Source organism: Methanosarcina sp., assembly GCF_035390745.1.
Classification (GTDB): domain Archaea; phylum Halobacteriota; class Methanosarcinia; order Methanosarcinales; family Methanosarcinaceae; genus Methanosarcina.
Window position 1 is genome coordinate 1 of sequence record NZ_DAOOUJ010000055.1, and the last position, 20,332, is coordinate 20,332.

Genomic DNA, 20,332 nt, shown 5'->3' on the forward strand with positions numbered 1-20,332 from the left:
GGTCTACGACGGAGCAAGAAAGAAGCTCGAAGACCTCGGTCTTGTATTCTAAGCCGATAATTGTAAACCAGCTGATCCGGGCTTTTGAGCCTGAATCAGTTATTTTTCTGCTGATCCCCCTATACAGTAATACATATCGCTGAACCCTACTTTTTTTGCGACTGGACACTCAGGGCATATGCATCCATTTTCTTCGCTTATGCACCTGCTTTTCGGTATTGTGTCAAAACAAAACCCGCCTCTTTCCCCGCATTCAACCCACGAAGGACATTCAGGGCAGATACACATCTGTGTGACAATCTCTTCCTGCTTTGCAATCGATGGAATATGCGCTGGCTCCTCCATATAGTCCCCCCTATTCCAGAATCTTGTTTTTGTCCTTGTTGTAATATTAGCTTTCATTTTTAAAATATCTGTCCCACCCGAATTGCGATTCGGGAGCCCGCAGTCTGTTTCGCTTCGCTCAAGCAGACTAATTTATGGATTGTAGAAGCGGGCTGAGCTCATGAAGACTAATTTATGGATTGTAGAAGCGGGCTGAGCTCATGAAGACTAATTGATGAGTTGTGACATTTAACTGAGCTCAAGGGGACTAAACTACTATATTTCTAAGCCTTGTCTCTTCATTCTCTATATCAACCATTCTTGCACGCTCTTGATGAAGTAGAACTGTCATTCCGGAGAAGAAAAAGAAGAGAAGGCAACCAGCAAAATAAAGTCAAAAAAATGTGGAAAAAATAAGGAAAAAATGAGGATATATTTCCCTAATTTCTCAAATTGCTTATTTTAAAACTCTTTTTCTGGCAAAGAATACCGAAGCGAGTATTCCCAGAACCGCAAGGGCATTTTCGAATCCGGGTGCGTTCTTTTCATTATCACCTGTTTGCTCTTCTCCGGTTATCGTTTCATTTTCTTCCTCTTCAGCCGGAGTAATAATTTCGGTGCTGAGCTTGTCTCCTGTAATTGCGTAGCGGGAGAATCCCGGTGTTTCTGCCGTGAAATAGTAGTATTCTTCGTCTTCGTAAGTCATCTCTGTCGGAAGAGCGTTCCATTCGTCGTTGTGGAACCTGTTTATTGTTATTGTGGAGACATCAATATTGTTTTCCTGGACCCAGCTCCGGGGAACCCTGAAGTTAATGGATGCTCCATTGATATTGTTTCCACTTTCGAACCTTTCGTTTCCTACAAGGATATTCATCTGCTGATAGACTTCTCCCTGAAGACCTGAATTTTCTCCGGAATTTCCGTCTCCAAGAAGCTCAATCCTTACAATGACATTTCCGGAATACTGCTGAGAGGTGAAACTGAGCCCGAGTACTCCGGAAACAGGATTATTGAAGCTGAAGGTTGTTTGAGACCCTGCAGCAACCCTCTTCTGTGCGCTGTCAATACCTGTTACTCCAGAACTTCCACCTGAAGGAACATAGTTAGCAGAGCTTCTGTGCGTGGTTGTCGATGCAGGAATTATCGTAAGGGGCAGATAGTCATATGTTCCGTTTTTGATTTCATAGGCAGAATCTGCAATTCCGTCCTTATCAGCATCCGTACAGTTTTCGGAAAAGCCTGTTCCTCTGGGATCTGCCCAGTAGTTGCCTCCAAAGTAAGGGCCGCTGACTATGTTTTTACCTGCTGTTCTGCTGGTGTTCCATGTATTGTTTGCATCACTGTAAAACAGGGTGTTGTTTACGTTGTCGAAGTAGTTGTTATAAATTCTGTTGTTTCCGCTTTCTGGACTTTCCATGCTCCTTAACAGCCCGATACGTGAAGAAATTTCTGCCTTATCTATGTCAAAGACAATTCCTGCCAGACTGTTCTCTGCCAGTGTATTGCTGTAGATAAGGCTGTTATTTACATCATAGAGCACCAGTCCGTAAGAATTTCTGGACAAAGTATTCCCTGTAAAGGTGCCTTCTCCTGTTCCTACCAGTCCAAGGTAACTTCCATCTACAGTACAGCCTGAGACTGTATATCTATTTCCTGTGTCTTCCTGGGAACTATAAACAATAATTCCTCCGGAACTGCAGTTGCTTACTGAACAGTCACTTATACTGAAGTTCTCACTCAGAACGGTAATAAGTCCACCCTGGCAATTTTTAAGAGTATTGCTTTCAAGGGTTGCATTTACAGGTTCTGAGAGGTAAATACCCCAAACAGGATAGCAGTCCTTAACAGTGTTGCCTTTAAGACGGATATCCTGTGAATAATCAGAATAGATTCCATATCCCAGCATCCGACTTGTGCTGACAAGAGGAGAATTTCCAGCAAGCATATACGTACCTGTTACATTCTGAACCGCATTGTCCAGAAGTTCAATACAGGAGGAATCTTCAGTATAAATACCGATAGATCCGATATTTCGTACTGAGTTGCCCACAAGCCTGCTTTTCTGGCAGCTCTCAAGATAAATTCCAGCTGCGCTCACCTGGTCAACAATATTGTTCTCAAGTTTGAGATCCTGGGAATCTATAAAATAGACTCCAAATCCAGATAATCTCGCCTGTACGAGCTTGGAGTTTATGATGTCCTTTTCCTGAATGAGAGTCTTTTCTTCTCCTTTAACAAGATCAGGATTTGCAGTGTCATATAGTGCATATATCGCAGTTGTGTTCTTAATAGAATTGCCTTTGACTGTACAGTTCTCGGAATTAATGGCTGTAACTCCGTACACGAAGTTTTGAATATTATTGTTGGTAACGGTTACATTAACAGCTTCCTGGAACACAACTGCAGCTGCAGAGTTCTCAAACCTGCTTCCTGAGACCCTGACATCATGGGAAGATAATACCCCAACTCCATACATTGTGTTATTTATGGAGTTATTTTGGATGTTTGAACTTGTGTTGTACAGAAGAATCGCATATGAGTTGTTCTGCATCACAAAGTCCTTAATTTCTACATTTCCACAGTTTATGCAGTAGATAACTCCAGCATCTCTTCCAATTGAGGGATTCGCCTCTCTTTCAAAATAATAAATCGGCTTTCCGTTGACAAGATTGCTGGTATCGATCAGGTTTCCGGTTGTGTTGTTAAGATAAACATCGTCGTAACTGAGTTCAAAGTTGTACCAGTTTCCGGACATAACATTGTCTTTAAGTGTGCAGTTTTCGATATCTAAGAGGCGGAGTCCAAATTTCCCTGAACTTGCTGTGTTATTTCTCAGGGCAGTTCCAAAAGAATCACGCAGAGTGAGGCCGTAATCGGCATTTGTGACTGAATTGCTTGTCAGGGTACAGTTACTGGAGCTAGAAATATATAATCCGTAATTACTCTCTGATACTGAGTTGCCGGAAAGATTGCAGATGCTGCAATTATACATGTAAATGCCATCATCATAAATATTTGAGATGTTGTTGCTTGTAAGATTACAGTTGCTGGAATAATAGAGGTAGATACCGTCCTCAGTGTTTGAAACTGTATTTCCGGCCAGAGTACAGCTGCTGGAATCATACAGATAGATGCCGCTAAGGGAAATATTTGAAACATTATTGGATGAAAAATTGCAGCTGTCGGAATCATACAGGTAGATGCCAGCTTCAGAATTGTTCGAGACTATGTTGTTAGCCATGGTACAATAATTGGAATTGACGAGTCGGACACCATCAGAATCAGTATCTGATACTGTATTTCTGATCAGGGTGCAGTTCCCTGCGGACAGCAGATAGATGCCATAGTAAGTTGTATTTGAAACTGTATTGTTGACCAGAGCACAGTTACTGGAAGACTGAAGATAAAAGCCGTGTTCAGCAGAATCATTAACTGTGTTGTTGATCAGAGTGCAGTAACTGGAACTCTCCATCTGAACTCCGCATCCGATTCCGGAAAATTTATTATTGCTAATGTTAGCCCCTGAAAACCCGCTCATGTAAATTCCTGTAGAGCTGGTCCCGGTAATACTGAAGCCGCTGATAGTCACATCGCTGGCATTTATAAAGAAATTACATCCTGATCCAATATGCCTTACAGTTGTATCCCCGGGATTCCCGGAATATGAGAGTATGCTCAGGTTTGCCACATTAACATCCACGCTCTCGTTATACATTCCAGGATAGACAATGATTTTATCCCCGGAACTTGAGTTGTTAACCGCATCCTGAATAGTTGTGTAATTTCCGCTGCCTGCTGCGTCTACGTACCACGTCGAATGCACAGGTCCAGCGGCTGCAGTTCCATCCAGGACCGTGAGCAAAAAAATGGCAATTGTTAAAAATTGCAAATTACTTTTTTTACATAGTATACCCATTTTTCAGGACTCCTCATATGCGAATTACATCCGCAACGTGCTGACTGTTATTTTATCCCATCTGAAATATGTTCTAAATTTTTATATATTGTTGCATATTTGTGAATTTCAAGTATAAATATCTTGAGACTGAAAGGCATACCCGGTCTAGAATGTACATTAATGTACAAAATTCATATTGAAGAACCATAAAATCAGAACTGAGCACATGAAGTTGTAGAAAAGAAGCGAAATGAAGTAAAGAACAAAGTAAAACAAGGAATAACATATTCTTCAAAAAACCAGTTGTTGAGTAATCGGATAGATCCCAATCTATCCAGAGAATTATTCCTTTACCCATAACCAGTTTAACTATAATCTGCATTCCATGATCAGGAGAAGAGTTCCCCATCTCATACATTTCGTAATTTTAATTTTCACGCTATGAGTTCCTGAGTGATCGATCTCAAGAACCCTTACTCCTGATCAAGAACTCTTACCCTTAAAGAACAGTTCCCACGGCTTTCATTCTGAGAGTTTGATTTTTTTTCACTACCTGAGATAATTCTGCTTCATATATAAGGTAACACCTATCAATTTATTATGCAACCAGAAGATCGAAGCATTACGGAGAAGGAGAAGAAAAGTGAGCACTTACAGCAATGGCATTCTTTTGTTCAGGTTCAGGAACGAAAAGCTTGAATTAATGCTGGTTCATCCTGGCGGGCCATTTTGGGCAAAAAAAGACTATGGAGTGTGGTCGATACCCAAAGGGCTGCCCGAAAGGGATGAAAAACCTCTGGATACGGCAAAAAGAGAGTTTAAAGAAGAAACAGGTTTTGAGGTTGAAGGCGAGTTTATCGATCTGGGGGAATTAACTCAATCCGGCAAGAAGATAGTGCACGTATGGGCTCTTGAAAAAGACCTGGATGTAACAAATGTTGTAAGTAATACTTTTACGCTTGAGTGGCCAAAAAACTCCGGAAAAGTGCAGGAATTCCCCGAGGTCGACAGAGCAGGCTGGTTTGATATTGAACTTGCCAGGAAAAAAATACGAAAAGGACAGATAGGTTTTATTGACAGGCTCATGAATATTTTAAATTACTTCCGGAAGGAAGAGCACCCGGACAGGGAAAAAAGATACAGGCAAACTACACTATTTTAAATATAGAAACAGCGGCATCCATCTCGGTTTTGATCAGTCCTGCCGCTGCAAAAACTGAGGGGATTTAAATCCCTGAATACGTTATACTTTGAGAAGTTCAAATCCTCAGGAACTCAATCTTATTTAGTGGATTTTATTCTAGAACATATAAAACATAATCTGTAAATACGGTCCCACACAATGTCATATGAAAATATAGCATAAGAGAAAGGATAATTCACCCAGAAAATCAGTTTCTTGAAATTTGATAGATCTTTATAACCCTCTACCCACATGGATTCACTTAAAAATCCCCTCCAGATAAGAGATTTTTGCATTTGTTTCCATCGCCTGAACATATGGGCTATTATGAGTAAGAAGGTACAAGCGATTGCGAATTGTTTTTTTGTCATTCTTTCACCCTCAACGACTTGATGAACTTCATAAACTTAATAAAATTAACAAATAATCTCGAATAGGGCAAAATTTCTTTTATTTAGCTAAACTAGACCTCAGACCAGCCTTTTTTGAGATTAAAATCTTTTTGAAGGATTATCAAACTCTTTCAAAAGATAAGAAAATCTTTTTTGTGTAGCTTGATGTGTTTAAATACATCATCTTTTTCGTATAAATTTTTGCTTCAAAAAAAACTGTAAAGTTTTCAAATGTTTTCGGCTGACATCAAATCTGTAAAAGACGGACTTAATCCGTTTACAAAGAAATGTTATCAAATTTATTATAGTTTTTAAAGGATTAGTCTATGCTTTTGCAAATATAGGCCTTAGCTTCCATGTAAGAGTTAATTGCTATCTTCATTGTTCCATTAACATTGATAATCTTCATGTTAAATATTTTCGCAAATTCAGAAGCATTTCTATGAAAATTAACATCTTTATATTCTTGATTATTAATCTTAAAAAGAAGACTGTACATGGGAGAAGTTAGATATTTGCTGATCTTTTTATAAGATTCAGATGACTTGTAATTAGTTTCATTCAGGTCGGAAAGCACCATTGGTGTTGCATATATAGCTCCTTTGCCATTTCCCGACAACATCATTTTTGTGTAAATCTCGTTTCCTCCAAGTGCTACGCTTATACAGTCATCAACAATGTTTCTTCCATCATCCCTCAGAAAATAAACAGGACAGCCAAGCTGCTGCAATTCTGCCTGTACTTTTTCAGAGCTGAAGCCGCATTTTCCATAGAATAGAAGAATGCCATTCGAGATTTTTGACATTTCTCTGGCATTCAGATACACTTCGGATTGCAAAAGATCAACATCAGAATGTAAATCTTTTCGAAGAAGATTCACAACAACAGTCAATTCTTGCTTCTTCTTTTTGTTGAGTATAAAATCATATATTTTCTTACAGAAGGGGATATTTGAGAACTTCCTCATGAAACTGCCGGGTGACTCTCTATTGATTTCCGATACAACAGGATACAACCTGTCAGACGAAAACATAAAAGGCTTAAGATTTTCAGACCTGAGTTTTTTGACGAATCGGAAACTGTTTCTGTTCTCCACTACAAACAGCCTTTTAATTTCAGGGTCTTTAGAGAGAACATATACTAATTCATCTTCAAGCATTTCACAGGCAATTATACTTAATACAGGCATTGAAAGACCCTTTAATCAAAAACGGTGTTCGCAATTTCTTCCTTAATGGAAAGATAGCATTTTTCAAATATCTCCTGGGTTCCGCTGATCTCAAATGTACTGTATCCAAATAATTTTGCGTATTCTTCGATCTTTTCATCGATATCCTTTACATATGTCAAACCAGTGTTGATCTTTGCAACTCTTGAGTATCCTGCCAGGTCATTGACTTTCTTTGCCATCTTCAGCGCTTTTTCAGGGTCAGAATGCAATTTATCCATGTTTAGAATTTCTCTCCATGAGTGAGCATACATGGGTGTGAAAAAGAAAGCTGGCTCTTTACTATGTGTTTTGAGCAATTTGAGGTAGTTTGCGCCTCCCCCAACAGTTGCTCCGATGCAGTCGTCCACGATCCTGACATCATCCCTTAGTATCCGCACTATGCAACCATCTTTTTCCAGGCAAAAATCTTCTTCCACATTACCCAGAACGTTGCCACAAAGACCATAAAAAATGAGTATCCCATTGGAGAATGGTATCATTTTCCTGATACTTTGATAAACTTCAGATTTCAATATTTTCGGCACGTCGTGGAGCCCAAGTTTTAAGAGGGTAACTATTACAGTTAATTTATTTTCATCATATTTTTCAAGAACGTGTGGTATCTTTTCAAAAGGTGTAATCTCATAAGAAGTATTCTGTTCATCAAGCTTTTCTGTAAATTCAGAAATGTTTTCGTTTTCTACGATTATGATTTTATTAATTTCAGAATCTCTGGTCAAAAGCCAGACAATTTCATCCTGCATTATCTTACATGAAATAATACTCATAACAGGCATCACGAATTTCCTCCAGATTTATGTATCCAATAGTTTTAATTCTTTAGAGCAAAAAATTGATTTGATAATTGGAACCTGTTTGCCTTAATCTGAACCTGTCTACCTACATGTAAATAGATACTGGATTGAAAAAAATCAATCCTTCCATCCAAGATCAGATTTGATTAAGGAAATAGATCTGACAAGTGTTTTTCGACCCTGGATGCTGGATAACAGCCTGGCACCCATCAATGTTTCGACTACCAGTTCCGCGCGTTCTTCGACCGAATCTGAAAAATTGAATTCCCCTTTTTCCAGACCGGTTCTGAGAACTTTGGTGATCCAGTCCAGTATATAATGCAGAAGCAACAGATTTTGCTTTTTAACTTCCTCTGGAAGTTCTTCAAAATCAAGGATCACTGAACCAGGAGGGCAGATACTTTTACCTTCATCAAACTCCTTCAATGCATAATCGAAATAGTATTGAAGCTGCTCACGAGCAGACCCTCCAGATGCCACAATTTGGGCAATCTTCTCTTCTAAGTTCTTTCTGCTCTCTTCAAGCAGGGCAGCAACCAGATCTTCTTTTTTAGGATAGTAATGATGTATTGAAGAGTTTTTTATCCCCAGTTTCTGGGAAATGTCCTTATAACTGAATCCATTATAACCATGGCATTGCAAAAAGTGTCTTGCATAATGGCGTATTTGCTGATTGGTCTGGCTTATGTTTGTCATATAAATGTACCTGTTTCTGAGAAGTACCGGAATAATATTCATTCATTTAAAACTTAGTTACTGGATCGGTTTAATGAAAATATCTTGCACTTAATATGATTATATGCCAACTTGCTGGCAGGCCCACAACGCCGTATTGCGAATATTCTGATCGGGATTTTCCACAGGAGACTCAGGGAAATTTCTAATCCTTTCATCAAGACGTGATGAGTATTCCTCAATCAAATTCACTGATGTTATTCCACATAAATCATAACCTATTTCCCGGGCTTTTTCTTTGATACATGATGACAGGTTGATACTGCTCAATTTATTGCTCCTCCGAATTTATGCAAAATTTTCATACCTTGATTAATTCCACACAATAAATCTACCTACATATAGGTAGATATTTTCAATATAAATAGATAATGGTTAAAATGTGGAATAATCAGAGTCGAGCCACCGCTCAAAATTTAGTTATAGTAGACAATAACCCTAAACAATTTAGTTTGAGCAGAAAATGCAGCCTGAAAATGGGATTGATACGTCATATTATCATTAACGGTTACCCGGGGAAGTTTTCCATCTCCGCAGCAGGCTAGCAGGGCATTCGACTGGAGTAAACAAAAAAAGCCTGGAATTGCACGGATTCTGCTAACAAAAATAGATTCTGCTAGCAAAAAATATTTACAAAACACCCACAAACTTTGTAACATGAATTTCGGATTTCTGGTTTTCCCGGGGCTCGAAGAACTGGATCTTGTTGGTCCCTGGGAGATAATATCACTATGGAGCAAATTTGCTCAGGGACCTGAGAAATGCCTGATGATTGCCGAAAATCCCGGACCCGTGATCTGCAGTAAAGGGATGTCGATAAATCCTCACGCCACCTTTACGGATTGCCCTCCACTTGATTTTCTCCTGATACCGGGCGGCGAAGGCGCACAGAGAGAGGTAGATAACCAGTCTCTGATTCAATTCGTTGCCGCGCAGGCTGAGAACTGCAAAGCTGTGCTTTCCGTCTGCACCGGCACATTCATCCTCCACCGCGCCGGCCTGCTCACAAACAAAAGAACCACCACGCACTGGGCTTCACTCCCAAAATTGCGAGAACTGGGCGATGTGGAAGTAGTGGAGGAACGGATTGTAAGGGACGGAAATATCTGGACCTCGGCAGGCATTTCTGCTGGCATTGATATGGCACTTGCATTTGTTGAATACATGACAGACGAAAAAACGGCGGGCAAAATTCAGCTCGGTGCCGAATACTACCCGTCCGGCAGGTCATATGGCATGATGCACAAAATTCCGCAGGCTCCTGAGTATGTGAGGAAAAGGGATTAAAAAGTCCCTCAAAGCCTTTCAATGCCTCTCAAAGCCTTTCAAGCCTCTCGAAGCCTCTCAAAGTCTTACAAGAGCTTTCAAAACCTTTCAAAAACTTACTGCCACGTAACTTCAAGTGGCTTCCTGCGTGGGATTCCATATATCCTGTACTTCGGGTTGCCAAACATCATTGCGTAGGCACATTTCCTTCCTTCGGGAAAGCCCAGTTCCTTCTGGAGAGGTTCATAGAACATGGCAGCAGCCGCAACAAAGCCTGCCCAGCAGGTGCCGATTCCGAATGCAGGCGCAGCGATGTCGAAATGGGTGAGGGCGATAATGGCATCAGTAGATGCAATAGGGTTATTTTCAGGTATATGGGCGAAAAGCAGATGTGGAGCACCGCGGCAGATTACATCGTGTCCCTGCTCCCATGCAGAAATGAGTATGGGTACATAGCCGCTCATGGGATGCGGGGTGTTCAGCAGGGTTTTCATCCATTCCATAGTGAGTCCGGCAATCTTTCTGACTTTTTCCGGGTTGTGGACAACAAGCCACTCTACCGGCTGACCATTGCCTCCCGATGCGGCATAGCGGGCGATATCAAGAACCTCAAGAATTTTCTCCTTTGGCACAGGCTCCCCGGTGAAATGCCGAATTGATCTGCGCTTCTTGAGATAAAACCCTATATCCTCGGGAGAGATAGTACCTGCATCGGCAGGCAGGGGGACTTTTTCTTCAGGAAGGAGGTTCAGAATGAGAGCCTGAGACGGGCAGAAAGCTTCACAGTGCCCGCAGTAGAAGCAGCGAGAAACATTTTCTTCCTGCACCTGCGGAAGACTGGTTTCATCAGCCGAACCGATAATACCTGCGGAGCATATTTTTGCACAAATTCCGCACTTTGTGCAGAGAGCCTGATCAACAATAATATGAGCCATCGTATCAAATCCTGTTAAAGGTGGATATATTAGCCAGCCAGCATTTATTACTTTTCTTTTTTTCTCTGCCTGTGAAGCTTCAAATTATATAGACGTATGAGCAAAGAATAAAATGCCAGATACTTTCCTGTTGCAGTATCTATCAAGTTTTACAGCAGATTTTCATCTGCCCATCTATCAAATACCTTCAATTGCTCTTCCGTATGGAAGTAATGCTCCCCATGTTCTAGAACTGTAACTGCTGCTTGATACCTTGATGCAAATGCTGAAATCTCTTCCCATTCAGACAGATTATCGTCAGAACCGTACAAAATGGCAGCAGGTACTTTCCATTCAAAACAAACAGGATTTTCTTTCACATAGCAATAATAGTTCCATTCCAGTGTCTGTCCAATCGGCAACCGGATTTCATGCTCTGCTTTTAGCCTTTCTTCACTTACCTGGAAACTTTCCATCATGTTATTTATGATGCGTTCCATGTTGACTATGGGCGAGAGAAACAAACTTTGCTTTATGTTAAAATCGTGATAGACAAGAAGGCTGAAATAGGCTCCCATGCTGCACGCAAACAGATGAATGTCAGGTGCAAGTGACTTTGCATATTCATAAACTGCAGCCAGATCACTTACGCAATTTTCTGGAATACAGGCATATTCATCATCCACACGCTCACCGTGCATGGGCAGGTCAAAACTTAACGCCTGGTAACCTTTTTCAACGGCTTTTTGTGCCATCATGGAAATTACGGTGTCCTCTTTATTGGAAAGGTTGCCATGAACTTCAATCAACAGCTTTTCACTCTGCTTTCCCCACAGGACGGCAGGAATACGAATTTTATTATTTGTGATATAAAAATGTCTTTTCTCCATTATCTCACTTATCTATGAGCAAAGAATAAATTTTATTCGCATTCATTCTACTCAGTTCCAAAATGTGGTGATAATCATCCAACCGTCGAACAGGAAAAGAGGTGGGCAGAAACCCACCACTTCAAAATTTAAACGCGTGTACCGTTCCAGCTTCCGGCCCAGTCTCCTTCGGAACCATATCTCCAGTTGCCGCTGAAGGAATTACAATCCCCGGCCATTGTAAACTCAAAGGTTCCGCCGTCACTTCCCGGAGAGTAAGACCAGTTACCCACAAGCTTTTTGTCAGAGACGATAGCCTGGATAGTATGATGAGGCACATCGCCCGTGTATACCCCTGTAACACTATTGCCCGTCTGCTCCAGGTCCATGAATCCACTGTCAGTATCCCAGATACCGGTCCAGGCACAGGGTGCTTCCTCGGGTTTTTCCGTTATGTTAACAGTCACAATATAGGAACCGTTCTCATTCCGGCCCAGATAATGGAATGAATCAGAGGAGTCAAAGGTAATGGATGTTCCAGGCAGTCTAACCCAGGGACCCATTTTTCGAGTCTCGTCAACCACGAGGAATTCCGCCCTTCCCCCATCATTTGCCATATAGACCACCTTGCCGTCTGGACTGAATACCGGGCCGTAAAGTATTCCCTGACCATACCAGTCATGAAGATACTGCTTTCCTTCCTTTCCATCAGCCACGACAAATTGCATATCTTTACCGTTTCTGGAGGCTCTGGCTGCGTATGCAAGTTGTTTGCTGTCAGGGCTGAAGGTGAGACCCCATACATCTGTGTAATTACTGCTCTCGTTTCCATCCAGCACTACACGCCATCCGTCATTACTCAGGGCAGCATAGGCCATATGGTTCGAATCCGGGCTGAATATAGGGTTTCTCACTTCACTGTAGTTCTTACCTTCAACCCCGTCAAGAACCACAAAATAACCTTCGCTCTCACTTTTTGCCCAGTAAGCCACATGCTGGCTGTCCGGGCTGAAAACGACTTTGCCAACCCCGGGGAATTTGTACTCTTTACCATATACTTCATCGACAACTACCCTGTGAGAACCGTATGCAGAGGGTCCAATGCGTATGTCAAAGGCAAATCTCTGGCTGTCAGGGCTGAAGCACAAACCATAGATTGCGTTATCAGTATCAAGATCCAGAGTTTTGTTATTCAAAATTATATAGGTTGGATCTCCGATGTAGTCATTTATGCTGCTGTATGCCCATCTGTTGCTGTCAGGGCTGAAGACCAGTCCGGCACCTGCAGGCGCAAGTTCCTTTCCGTCCAGAGTAATAAATGATTTGCCGCCTCTGGTGATAGTGTATGCCAGATGTTTACTGTCAGGACTAAATGTAAGGCCAGAAGCATCATCATATAGTTTTTCGTCTCCGTCTACAACTACTGCTGTTTTATTTCCAGATTTGGCCAGATATGCCAGTCTATTGCTATCCGGGCTAAAGACAATAGAAAATATCTCATCGTACTGCTTTCCCTCCAAACCGTCAATGACAGCAACCATTCTGTCACCGGTTCTGGCACAATAAGCTATCCGGGTACTGTTTGGACTGAAAACAACATCTCTGGAGGAGGCATAGTCATAGGCTTTTCCCTCTGTTTTACCCTCTGGGCCTGCAATAATTAACGAAAAACCTTTGTCGCTCTGGTTCCAGTATGCCACCCTGGTGTTGTCAGGGCTTACGAGACCTCCGGATCCCGGGTTGAAGTCATCTATCTTTTGCCCTGAAAAGACCAGTTCCCATGAGTTGTTTTCAGAGGATGTTTCCTCCGACGCGGCATGGCAGCTTGCTATTGTAATCAACAAAAATAAAGTTCCCACTAAAATGTACTTACTCTTTATAGATTACCCCTCACTCGCAAGTTATATTCAGTAGAAAATTATATACTCAAATGTATAATAAGATAGTTATCATATGATATTTATCGTGACGAGAGTTATCGACTAGTTATACTGAAGAACGGTACTTTTGAACAGAGATACAGAGGGATAATGCCACCACTTCAGTAAAACGGGCTATACTCTTGAAAAAAAGGATACTGAGTCAGGAGAATTTTACAGAACTTTCGCTCAGTATTTTTTGAAACCTTTAATATTGAACTTAAAAAGGGACTTCCCCCCGCCCATGAAATCGATCTCTTTTTCTCCTGCCGCCATTAACAGGGAATTTGAAGGAAGCTGACTGACATTGCCACTTTCGATCCTGTTGAAATGGAAAAAAGACTCAAGTGAGTCCGCAATCTCTCCCTGACCTGTGAGCACAGGAAGAACATCCGGAAACCAGTAAGAATCTATTTCTTCAGAATACCAGTCCGAAAACCTGATGGAAAAAAGAAGCTTTCCTGCGTTGTCGTAAAAAAGGAGTTCTCCTGGATTTCCGTGGTATTCCCCCACGACTATGAGAGGGCTGCCCTCTGCAAACTCCAGAAGTTCCTGCATGCCCATTTTGCCGCGGGGAATGCACCTGCTTGCAATAAAGCGTGAAAAAAGCTTGCAAAGCGCCCGGGTCTTTGCAGAAGGCTTGCGAGAAGAAGTAACTAGCATACTCCCCCTGATGAGGTCAGGAGTATTTTTCACTTTCGCTCCACCAGAAGATCATCTGGATCAAAAGCTATGCTACAGGAAGGATAAAAAGGAAAGTATAAAGGAAATCACGATTTAATAGAAATCCTGTTACTTTTTTTCCGGCATCTAAAATCAGTTTCGTATGGAGAGACATATTCCATTATTTTCTGGCAAAATCCGTAGGATCTGTTATATGTTTCACATTCTCCACATGTTGATGGCGTCTTTTCCGTTATTTCGCCCCCTTGCATTACTTTAAATCATAATTTTTTAGTCACTGAGGGTATCTTCAACCGGATGCTCCACAATGGCAAATTCTTACAGGCAAGTTTTATGTCACACATTATTATTTTTAAATTCTTCGTTTTTTTCCAGATATCCTGTAATATATGATATCAAACTGTATATATTATTGTACAGAGTTATATACTTATCTGCACTTCTCCTCATAACTTAAAAACTTATACTTCGGGATCATGGTGGAAGAAAAACAGCTATAACCCTTATCAAAAGAATGTGTAGTGTCGAATAAATATAATGTACTATCTGGCGTCGCGTCCGCAATAAAATGTCACATATAATCAGTTACAGCTATTCACAATCCTGAAATTCCTGAGAATTGACGCAACGCTGAAATTCAGGATAGAAACTTCGCAGCCTTCCGGTCGTTTCTTTTTACAGCCCTACAATATTACTCTACAACGACCCCATCCCTCAACCTTATCACCCTGTCGGCATATGCTGCATGCCATTCCTCATGTGTGACCATTACAATTGTCTGGCCCGATTCATTATTAAATTTCTTGAAAAGATCCAGCACTTCCTTAGAGGTTTGAGAATCCAGATTGGCGCAGGGCTCGTCTGCAAAAAGGACTCTTGGGTTATGGGCAAGGGCACGGGCAATTGAAACCCTTTGCTGCTGACCCCCGCTCATTTTGGAGGGAAGCTGGTGGAGGCGGTCGCCAAGCCCTACTGCTTTAAGAACTTCGGCGGCAGCAGATTCATACTCTTCTTTTGATTTGCCCTGCATCATGAGAGAGATATAGACGTTTTCCGAAGCATCAAGTTCCGGCAGAAGGGCATAGTCCTGAAAAACATAACCCAGGTTATGAAGGCGGAATTCACCCTTTTTTTTGTCAGACATGCGGGAAGTGTCTGTTTCATCTATAATGATTTTTCCGGAGTTGGGAGTATCAAGAAGTCCCAGCTGGTTTAAGAGAGTGGTTTTTCCGGAGCCGCTGGGCCCCATAATCGCAACAAACTCTCCGCGCCGTATTTTTACATTTACGCCTCTAAGAGCTCTGACCAGCACCTCCCCCATTTTAAAGGTGCGGATTATATCAATTCCTTCAATAATTATATCGCCGGCTTTTTCAGCGTTGTTTTTATTGTTTTTATTTTCAATCCCAGGCTCAGTTTTATCTGGCTCAGTATTATTCATCACTTTGTTGAGATCACTTCGGATTTCATTTTTCACTTCATTTTTCACTTCATTTTCCATTATTTCACCTCCTCACTTGCCCCAGATAAGGTCAAGAAGATCCTTCTGAGCCAGTTTATAGGCAGGAATTACAGAGCCCACTATGGAAGCAAGGAAAAGAAGGACCGCACGGTTTACGGCTTCGGCATCATCAAGCCTGAGACTCATAGCGCCCAGAGGAACCTGGATAGGGTGAGAAACAGTATATGGGACTAGCCCGAAACGCATAAACGCGTAGCCAAATATTATCCCCGTGCCTGCATAGAGCATAGCCTGAAGTACAAAAGAGGCAACTATCACATTCTGCTCTATTCCTATTGCTTTCTGGACCCCTATCTGCCTCTTTTTATTTACAATATTAACGTAAATTACCACGAAGATGATCACAAAAGCGATCAAAAGCCCTATAGCGTTCATAATATTCCTTACAAGGCCAAGGGTATTTTCGATCAGGCGGAGGATACCTGCAAATTCATGCCATGTGCGGATATTTTCCTTTATCCCGAGAGAGAGAAGGGATGTGCGGGTCTCGTACTCGTCCGTGCCTGCAGTAGTCTTGACAGCTATTTCCTGAGCAAGATCTCTACCTTCTATATCCAGCATATCTTCCATATCTGCGCGGCTAATATATGCTCCGGCATCAGCCATGAAAAAGAGAGTGGTATAGATCCCTTTTACCCTGAACTCACGGGTTTTGCCGCTGATTGTGAGTTCAACAGTGTCTCCGACATCAACGCCTCCAAGAGACCTCGACTCCATCAGGGCATCAAAACCTCCGGAAACTTCTCTGCCCAGAATAATCTCACCCCTGTCAGGTCTGCTCAGGAATTCCCCGCTTATTACGGCACCCTCAAGTCCGGTCACAAAAGTTTCTTCTGCAGGATCAATCCCGTAAACAGTCCCTCCAATTTCCTTTTCTTTATACTGGAAGTTTCCTGTGGTCTTAAGGCGGGCAGAAGTCCCCACGACCTCTGGAAGGCTTTCTATCTTTTTCTGAAGGGCTGATGCGTCTTCGATGTAACGTTCTTCTTCCTTCGGTTCAACCACGACATTTCCTGTTTGATAGTTTACCATGAGCTCGTTAAACTTGAGCGTGACTCCTGCCAGTATACTTGAGAAAAGTACCAGCTGAACAAATATAAGGGTCAGGACGAAGACAGTAAAGATTGTAATCCCCTTATTGCCTCGCGTAATTGAACGGCTGGCGAGAAAAAAGGAGACTTTAGCCTTTTCAAGCATGATAGGGCTTCCTTGATTGTCTATTGAAACTTCCTCTTTTCGCTTCTCAATCAGATCTTACCTTTCTTTTTCAGGTAGAAGAATGCAGCTGCGACGACAAGAACTGCCGCCAGTACAAGTGGAATAACAGTGTCACCCGTTCTGATTACATTGAACGTCAGATCCTCACTGAGCCGGTGGTCTCCAAAATCGTCCTCGTACTCAACAAGCAGTGTAACATTCTGTTCTCCTGATTTTTCTGGAATAAAGGTAAAGACTGCAGGGGCATCATCGTCCTTTTCGAGCCTTCCGAGAAAAGCGTCTGTGCTGCCGCTTCCTTTAAGCCCTTCGAGCCTGGCTTTAACAAAACGGGCTTCTCCTTCCCCCACATTTTCAAGCCTGAGGATCATGGAAACCTGCTGTCCTTTCTCAGGCATTTCGGGGTCGAATTTAAGGCTTGCAATATTGATTTTCGCCCGGTTCAGCACATTAACCCCTATCTCCTGGGATTTGTTGATCTGGAGAGTTTCAGCTTCATTTGAGGCAGTTATGCGGAGAGGGATCCTGTAAGGCTGGACGCCTGCATTGCTCCCTAAAAGAAGCTTGAACGACAGGTTTTCGGAACTTCCGGCACTCAGGTTTTCAATGAAAAAGACATTGTCCTGCAGAGGGATCATGGGCGAAGAACTGTTCAGGTCGAGTATAACTCGGACATTTTTTGCATTTCCATTTCCTGCATTCTTAACCGCAGTCCGGAGGTAGAATTCCCCTCCAGGAATCAGGGCTCCTGAAGAGTAATTCTCCGCATTTACGGGAAAGATTTCGGTGCCTGTGAGCACAAGATCAGGGTTTCCCTCCACACGGATAGGAATCCTCCTTGAAAAGCTCGTTCCTCCGTCGTCTTTGATAGTGAATTCAAGCTGGTAGACTCCAGATTTTGCCTCGGATCTGACCCTGAAATGGAAGTTTAGTTCGACCTTCGAACGCTGTCTTATATTTTCAATTTTAAAATTGCGTTCGGTATTTGTCCCTGAGCCGTACACGTCTGAGGTGCTGTACTTAAAGATAAAAGGGTCGAGTTCCTCAATCCCTATTATCACGTTCTCTGCCGCCTCGTCACCGGTGTTTTCAATATTGACTTTTATAAGCAGGTCTTCTCCGGGCCTTGCCGGATTCGGGGTAATTTCTGCAACTTCAACTTGAAGATGTGTATCTCCTGAAACGACAACCGCAGATGCCGGGGCTGCCAGGAAGGTAAATATCAGCAGTACCAGGGCTACAAAAAATAATTTTGTATTTCCCGTCTTCATAATCCCCGAATTTGTTCCTGAAAAGGTAAACTTCATGGGTAACAATCCCTGTATGGTCTGGTATAATTTTATAGATAACAATCTCTGGGCCTGACTTATAACCGTTACACTTTGTTTGCAACCTGTATCAGGTTGTATTTTTTCCGGATAGATCCCTCATTTCAGTATGCACAGAAATTCATTTTACTGGCTCTTATTTCCTGAACTCAAGTCCGTCAAAATACTGCCTCGTCTCTGATGTGACAACTTTCCTCAGTGCAAGCAGGGCTATCAGGTTTGGGATTGCCATCAATCCGTTTACAATATCTGCGAGAACCCAGATAACATCAAGAGTGAAGAAAGAGCCTGAGGCAACGATAAAAACATAGATTATTTTGTAGGGAAGGATCCCTTTTACCCCGAAGAGGAATTCCGTGCAGCGTTCTCCGTAATAATTCCATCCCAGGATGGTTGTAAAGGCAAAGAATATGAGCCCTGCTGTTACAATATAGCTTCCGATTTCCGCAAACGAGGTCGAAAAAGCATAACTTGTCATGTATGCTCCTGCGAGATCCTCTGTCCATGAATCTGTCATGATGAGCACAGTCCCTGTCATAAGGCAGACAACAATGGTGTCAAAAAAAGTCCCTGTCATGGAAATAAGGCCCTGCTTTGCCGGTTCCCTTACCTTTGCTGCTGCGGCTGCTATTGGTGCGCTCCCGAGGCCGGACTCATTTGAAAAGATTCCTCTTGAAACTCCCATCCTGACTGCAAGCATTACACCTGCCCCAAGAAAACCTCCTTTTGCTGCAGTCCCTGAAAAAGCTGAACTTATTATCAGGATAAAGGTTTCCGGGAGCTTATCAAGGTTCAACGCAATAGTCACAATGCAGCCCAAAACATAACCTACCGCCATAAAAGGTACCAGAAGCTGAGCAACAGCTGCTATTCTTCTGATCCCGCCAAGTGTTACAAAAGCCACAAGCAAACTTATGACAGCTGCACTCAGGACTTCAGGAACGTTAAAAGCAATTCTGGCAGAGTCAACAATAGCATTGACCTGCGGGAAAGTGCCTATTCCAAAAAGAGCTACGTTTACGCCGAAGAAAGCAAAAAGAGGTGCAAGAATCCTGCTGTACTTTTTATGCCCAAGCCCATTTTTGATATAATACATTGGACCCCCTGACATCTGCCCGTTTGCGTCAACTGTCCTGTATTTGACTGCCAGCAGAGACTCGGAATACATGGTCGCCATCCCGAAAAAAGCAGCAAAAAACATCCAGAAGAGTGCACCTGGACCTCCAGTTTTTATTGCAGTTGCAACCCCCACTATGTTTCCTGTCCCTATGGTTGCCGAAAGGGCGGTGCTGAGCGCGGCAAAACTGGAGACATCTCCCTGAACTCCTATTTCAGCTTTCCGCGAGATAAGAACGTACCTGAGTGCAAGGGGCAGCCTGAAAACCTGAATAAGTCCAAGGCGCCATGTGAGGAAAACTCCTGTCCCTATAAGCAAAACCAGAAGAGGAAGCCCCCAGACCAATTCATCAATTCTCGTAAGAGTAGCAAGCAGGTCCATATCCATCAGTTCCATCGAGCCAGCTCCAGTTAGAAATAAAACTTAAAAGGAATGATCAAAGATAAGGAGTAGATTTTAATTGATTATTTGTTGGAGCCTGGTCTTAAACGTTAATGCTGGCGCCTTCGGGAGTAGAAAAATAGTTCCTGAACCTGAGGACTGTCAGACAGAACGGAAATCAGGACAAAATACGAAACCTTATGTGGAAAATCAATACAAAAGAAAAGAATCCTGTATGAAGCAAAACAAACTAACTTTAAGCATCCTGGAAGGCAGGTTCTGCATCTTAAGGCTGGAAAAAAACTCGGAAATGCCTGCATGGATTTATGAAAGCAATTTCTTTTCGGCTACGAGAACCCAGGAAGAACTTTCCATTGTCTGCCGGGAAAGCAGTATCCCTGAAAATATTCCTGCTGACATAAAGGCTGAGAAAGGTTGGATCTGCCTGAAAATTGAAGGGCCTCTTGATTTCGGGCTTACAGGAATACTTGCGGGAATCAGCAGGATTCTTGCCGGGAATGGCATCAGCATATTCGCGATTTCAACATACGATACCGATT

General features: G+C 42.3%; 17 protein-coding genes. 3 read left to right on the plus strand and 14 right to left on the minus strand.

Going from position 1 to position 20,332, the window contains the following annotated elements; genetic code table 11:
* Positions 1-99: 99 nt before the first annotated feature.
* A complete protein-coding gene (locus tag PLL47_RS11610) occupies positions 100-345 on the minus strand; it encodes a DUF2769 domain-containing protein (protein ID WP_324446366.1) in 246 nt (81 codons plus the stop codon).
* A 436-nt stretch (positions 346-781) separates the two neighbouring features.
* Complete coding sequence (locus tag PLL47_RS11615; protein ID WP_324446367.1) at positions 782-4,186, minus strand: NosD domain-containing protein; 3,405 nt, start codon at positions 4,184-4,186, stop codon at positions 782-784.
* 679 nt (positions 4,187-4,865) lie between these two features.
* Between PLL47_RS11615 and PLL47_RS11620 the strand changes: the two genes are divergently transcribed.
* Positions 4,866-5,384, plus strand: a complete 519-nt coding sequence (locus PLL47_RS11620) for an NUDIX hydrolase (RefSeq protein WP_324446368.1) — start codon at positions 4,866-4,868, stop codon at positions 5,382-5,384.
* A gap of 732 nt (positions 5,385-6,116) precedes the next feature.
* Here the strand turns inward: PLL47_RS11620 and PLL47_RS11625 are convergent.
* The 4 genes from PLL47_RS11625 to PLL47_RS11640 all read right to left on the minus strand — a co-directional run bounded on the left by PLL47_RS11625 (position 6,117) and on the right by PLL47_RS11640 (position 8,827).
* Positions 6,117-6,986: a DUF1638 domain-containing protein gene (locus tag PLL47_RS11625; protein ID WP_324446369.1), complete on the minus strand. Its 870-nt coding sequence runs from the start codon at positions 6,984-6,986 to the stop codon at positions 6,117-6,119.
* Positions 6,987-6,997: 11 nt separating this feature from the next.
* Positions 6,998-7,804 (minus strand): DUF1638 domain-containing protein, encoded by an 807-nt coding sequence (locus tag PLL47_RS11630; protein WP_324446370.1) that lies wholly within the window; start codon positions 7,802-7,804, stop codon positions 6,998-7,000.
* Positions 7,805-7,939: 135 nt separating this feature from the next.
* Complete coding sequence (locus tag PLL47_RS11635; RefSeq protein ID WP_324446371.1) at positions 7,940-8,518, minus strand: TetR/AcrR family transcriptional regulator; 579 nt, start codon at positions 8,516-8,518, stop codon at positions 7,940-7,942.
* Between the two features lie 99 nt (positions 8,519-8,617).
* Positions 8,618-8,827, minus strand: a complete 210-nt coding sequence (locus tag PLL47_RS11640; RefSeq protein WP_324446372.1) for a hypothetical protein — start codon at positions 8,825-8,827, stop codon at positions 8,618-8,620.
* Between the two features lie 387 nt (positions 8,828-9,214).
* Between PLL47_RS11640 and PLL47_RS11645 the strand changes: the two genes are divergently transcribed.
* A complete protein-coding gene (locus PLL47_RS11645; RefSeq protein WP_324446373.1) occupies positions 9,215-9,844 on the plus strand; it encodes a DJ-1/PfpI family protein in 630 nt (209 codons plus the stop codon).
* Positions 9,845-9,939: 95 nt separating this feature from the next.
* On the opposite strand, the gene PLL47_RS11650 is transcribed toward PLL47_RS11645, so the two are convergent.
* The 8 genes from PLL47_RS11650 to PLL47_RS11685 form a co-directional block, all read right to left on the minus strand.
* Entirely contained in the window at positions 9,940-10,758 is an 819-nt protein-coding gene (locus PLL47_RS11650; RefSeq protein ID WP_324446374.1) for a nitroreductase family protein, read from the minus strand.
* A gap of 149 nt (positions 10,759-10,907) precedes the next feature.
* Positions 10,908-11,627 carry an alpha/beta hydrolase gene (locus PLL47_RS11655; RefSeq protein ID WP_324446375.1) on the minus strand — a complete coding sequence of 240 codons (720 nt, stop codon included), beginning with the start codon at positions 11,625-11,627 and terminating at the stop codon, positions 10,908-10,910.
* 128 nt (positions 11,628-11,755) lie between these two features.
* A complete protein-coding gene (locus PLL47_RS11660; RefSeq protein ID WP_324446376.1) occupies positions 11,756-13,447 on the minus strand; it encodes a hypothetical protein in 1,692 nt (563 codons plus the stop codon).
* Between the two features lie 267 nt (positions 13,448-13,714).
* Complete coding sequence (locus tag PLL47_RS11665; protein ID WP_324446377.1) at positions 13,715-14,188, minus strand: rRNA maturation protein; 474 nt, start codon at positions 14,186-14,188, stop codon at positions 13,715-13,717.
* Between the two features lie 712 nt (positions 14,189-14,900).
* Positions 14,901-15,710, minus strand: coding sequence for an ABC transporter ATP-binding protein (locus PLL47_RS11670; protein ID WP_324446378.1), 810 nt, complete (start codon positions 15,708-15,710; stop codon positions 14,901-14,903).
* A gap of 12 nt (positions 15,711-15,722) precedes the next feature.
* Entirely contained in the window at positions 15,723-16,928 is a 1,206-nt protein-coding gene (locus tag PLL47_RS11675; protein ID WP_324446379.1) for an ABC transporter permease, read from the minus strand.
* 50 nt (positions 16,929-16,978) lie between these two features.
* Entirely contained in the window at positions 16,979-18,217 is a 1,239-nt protein-coding gene (locus PLL47_RS11680; RefSeq protein WP_324446380.1) for a COG1361 S-layer family protein, read from the minus strand.
* 193 nt (positions 18,218-18,410) lie between these two features.
* Positions 18,411-19,787, minus strand: a complete 1,377-nt coding sequence (locus tag PLL47_RS11685) for an alanine/glycine:cation symporter family protein (protein WP_324446381.1) — start codon at positions 19,785-19,787, stop codon at positions 18,411-18,413.
* A gap of 220 nt (positions 19,788-20,007) precedes the next feature.
* Between PLL47_RS11685 and PLL47_RS11690 the strand changes: the two genes are divergently transcribed.
* On the plus strand, positions 20,008-20,332 hold a 325-nt coding region (locus PLL47_RS11690), incomplete at its 3' end, for an ACT domain-containing protein (RefSeq protein WP_324446382.1).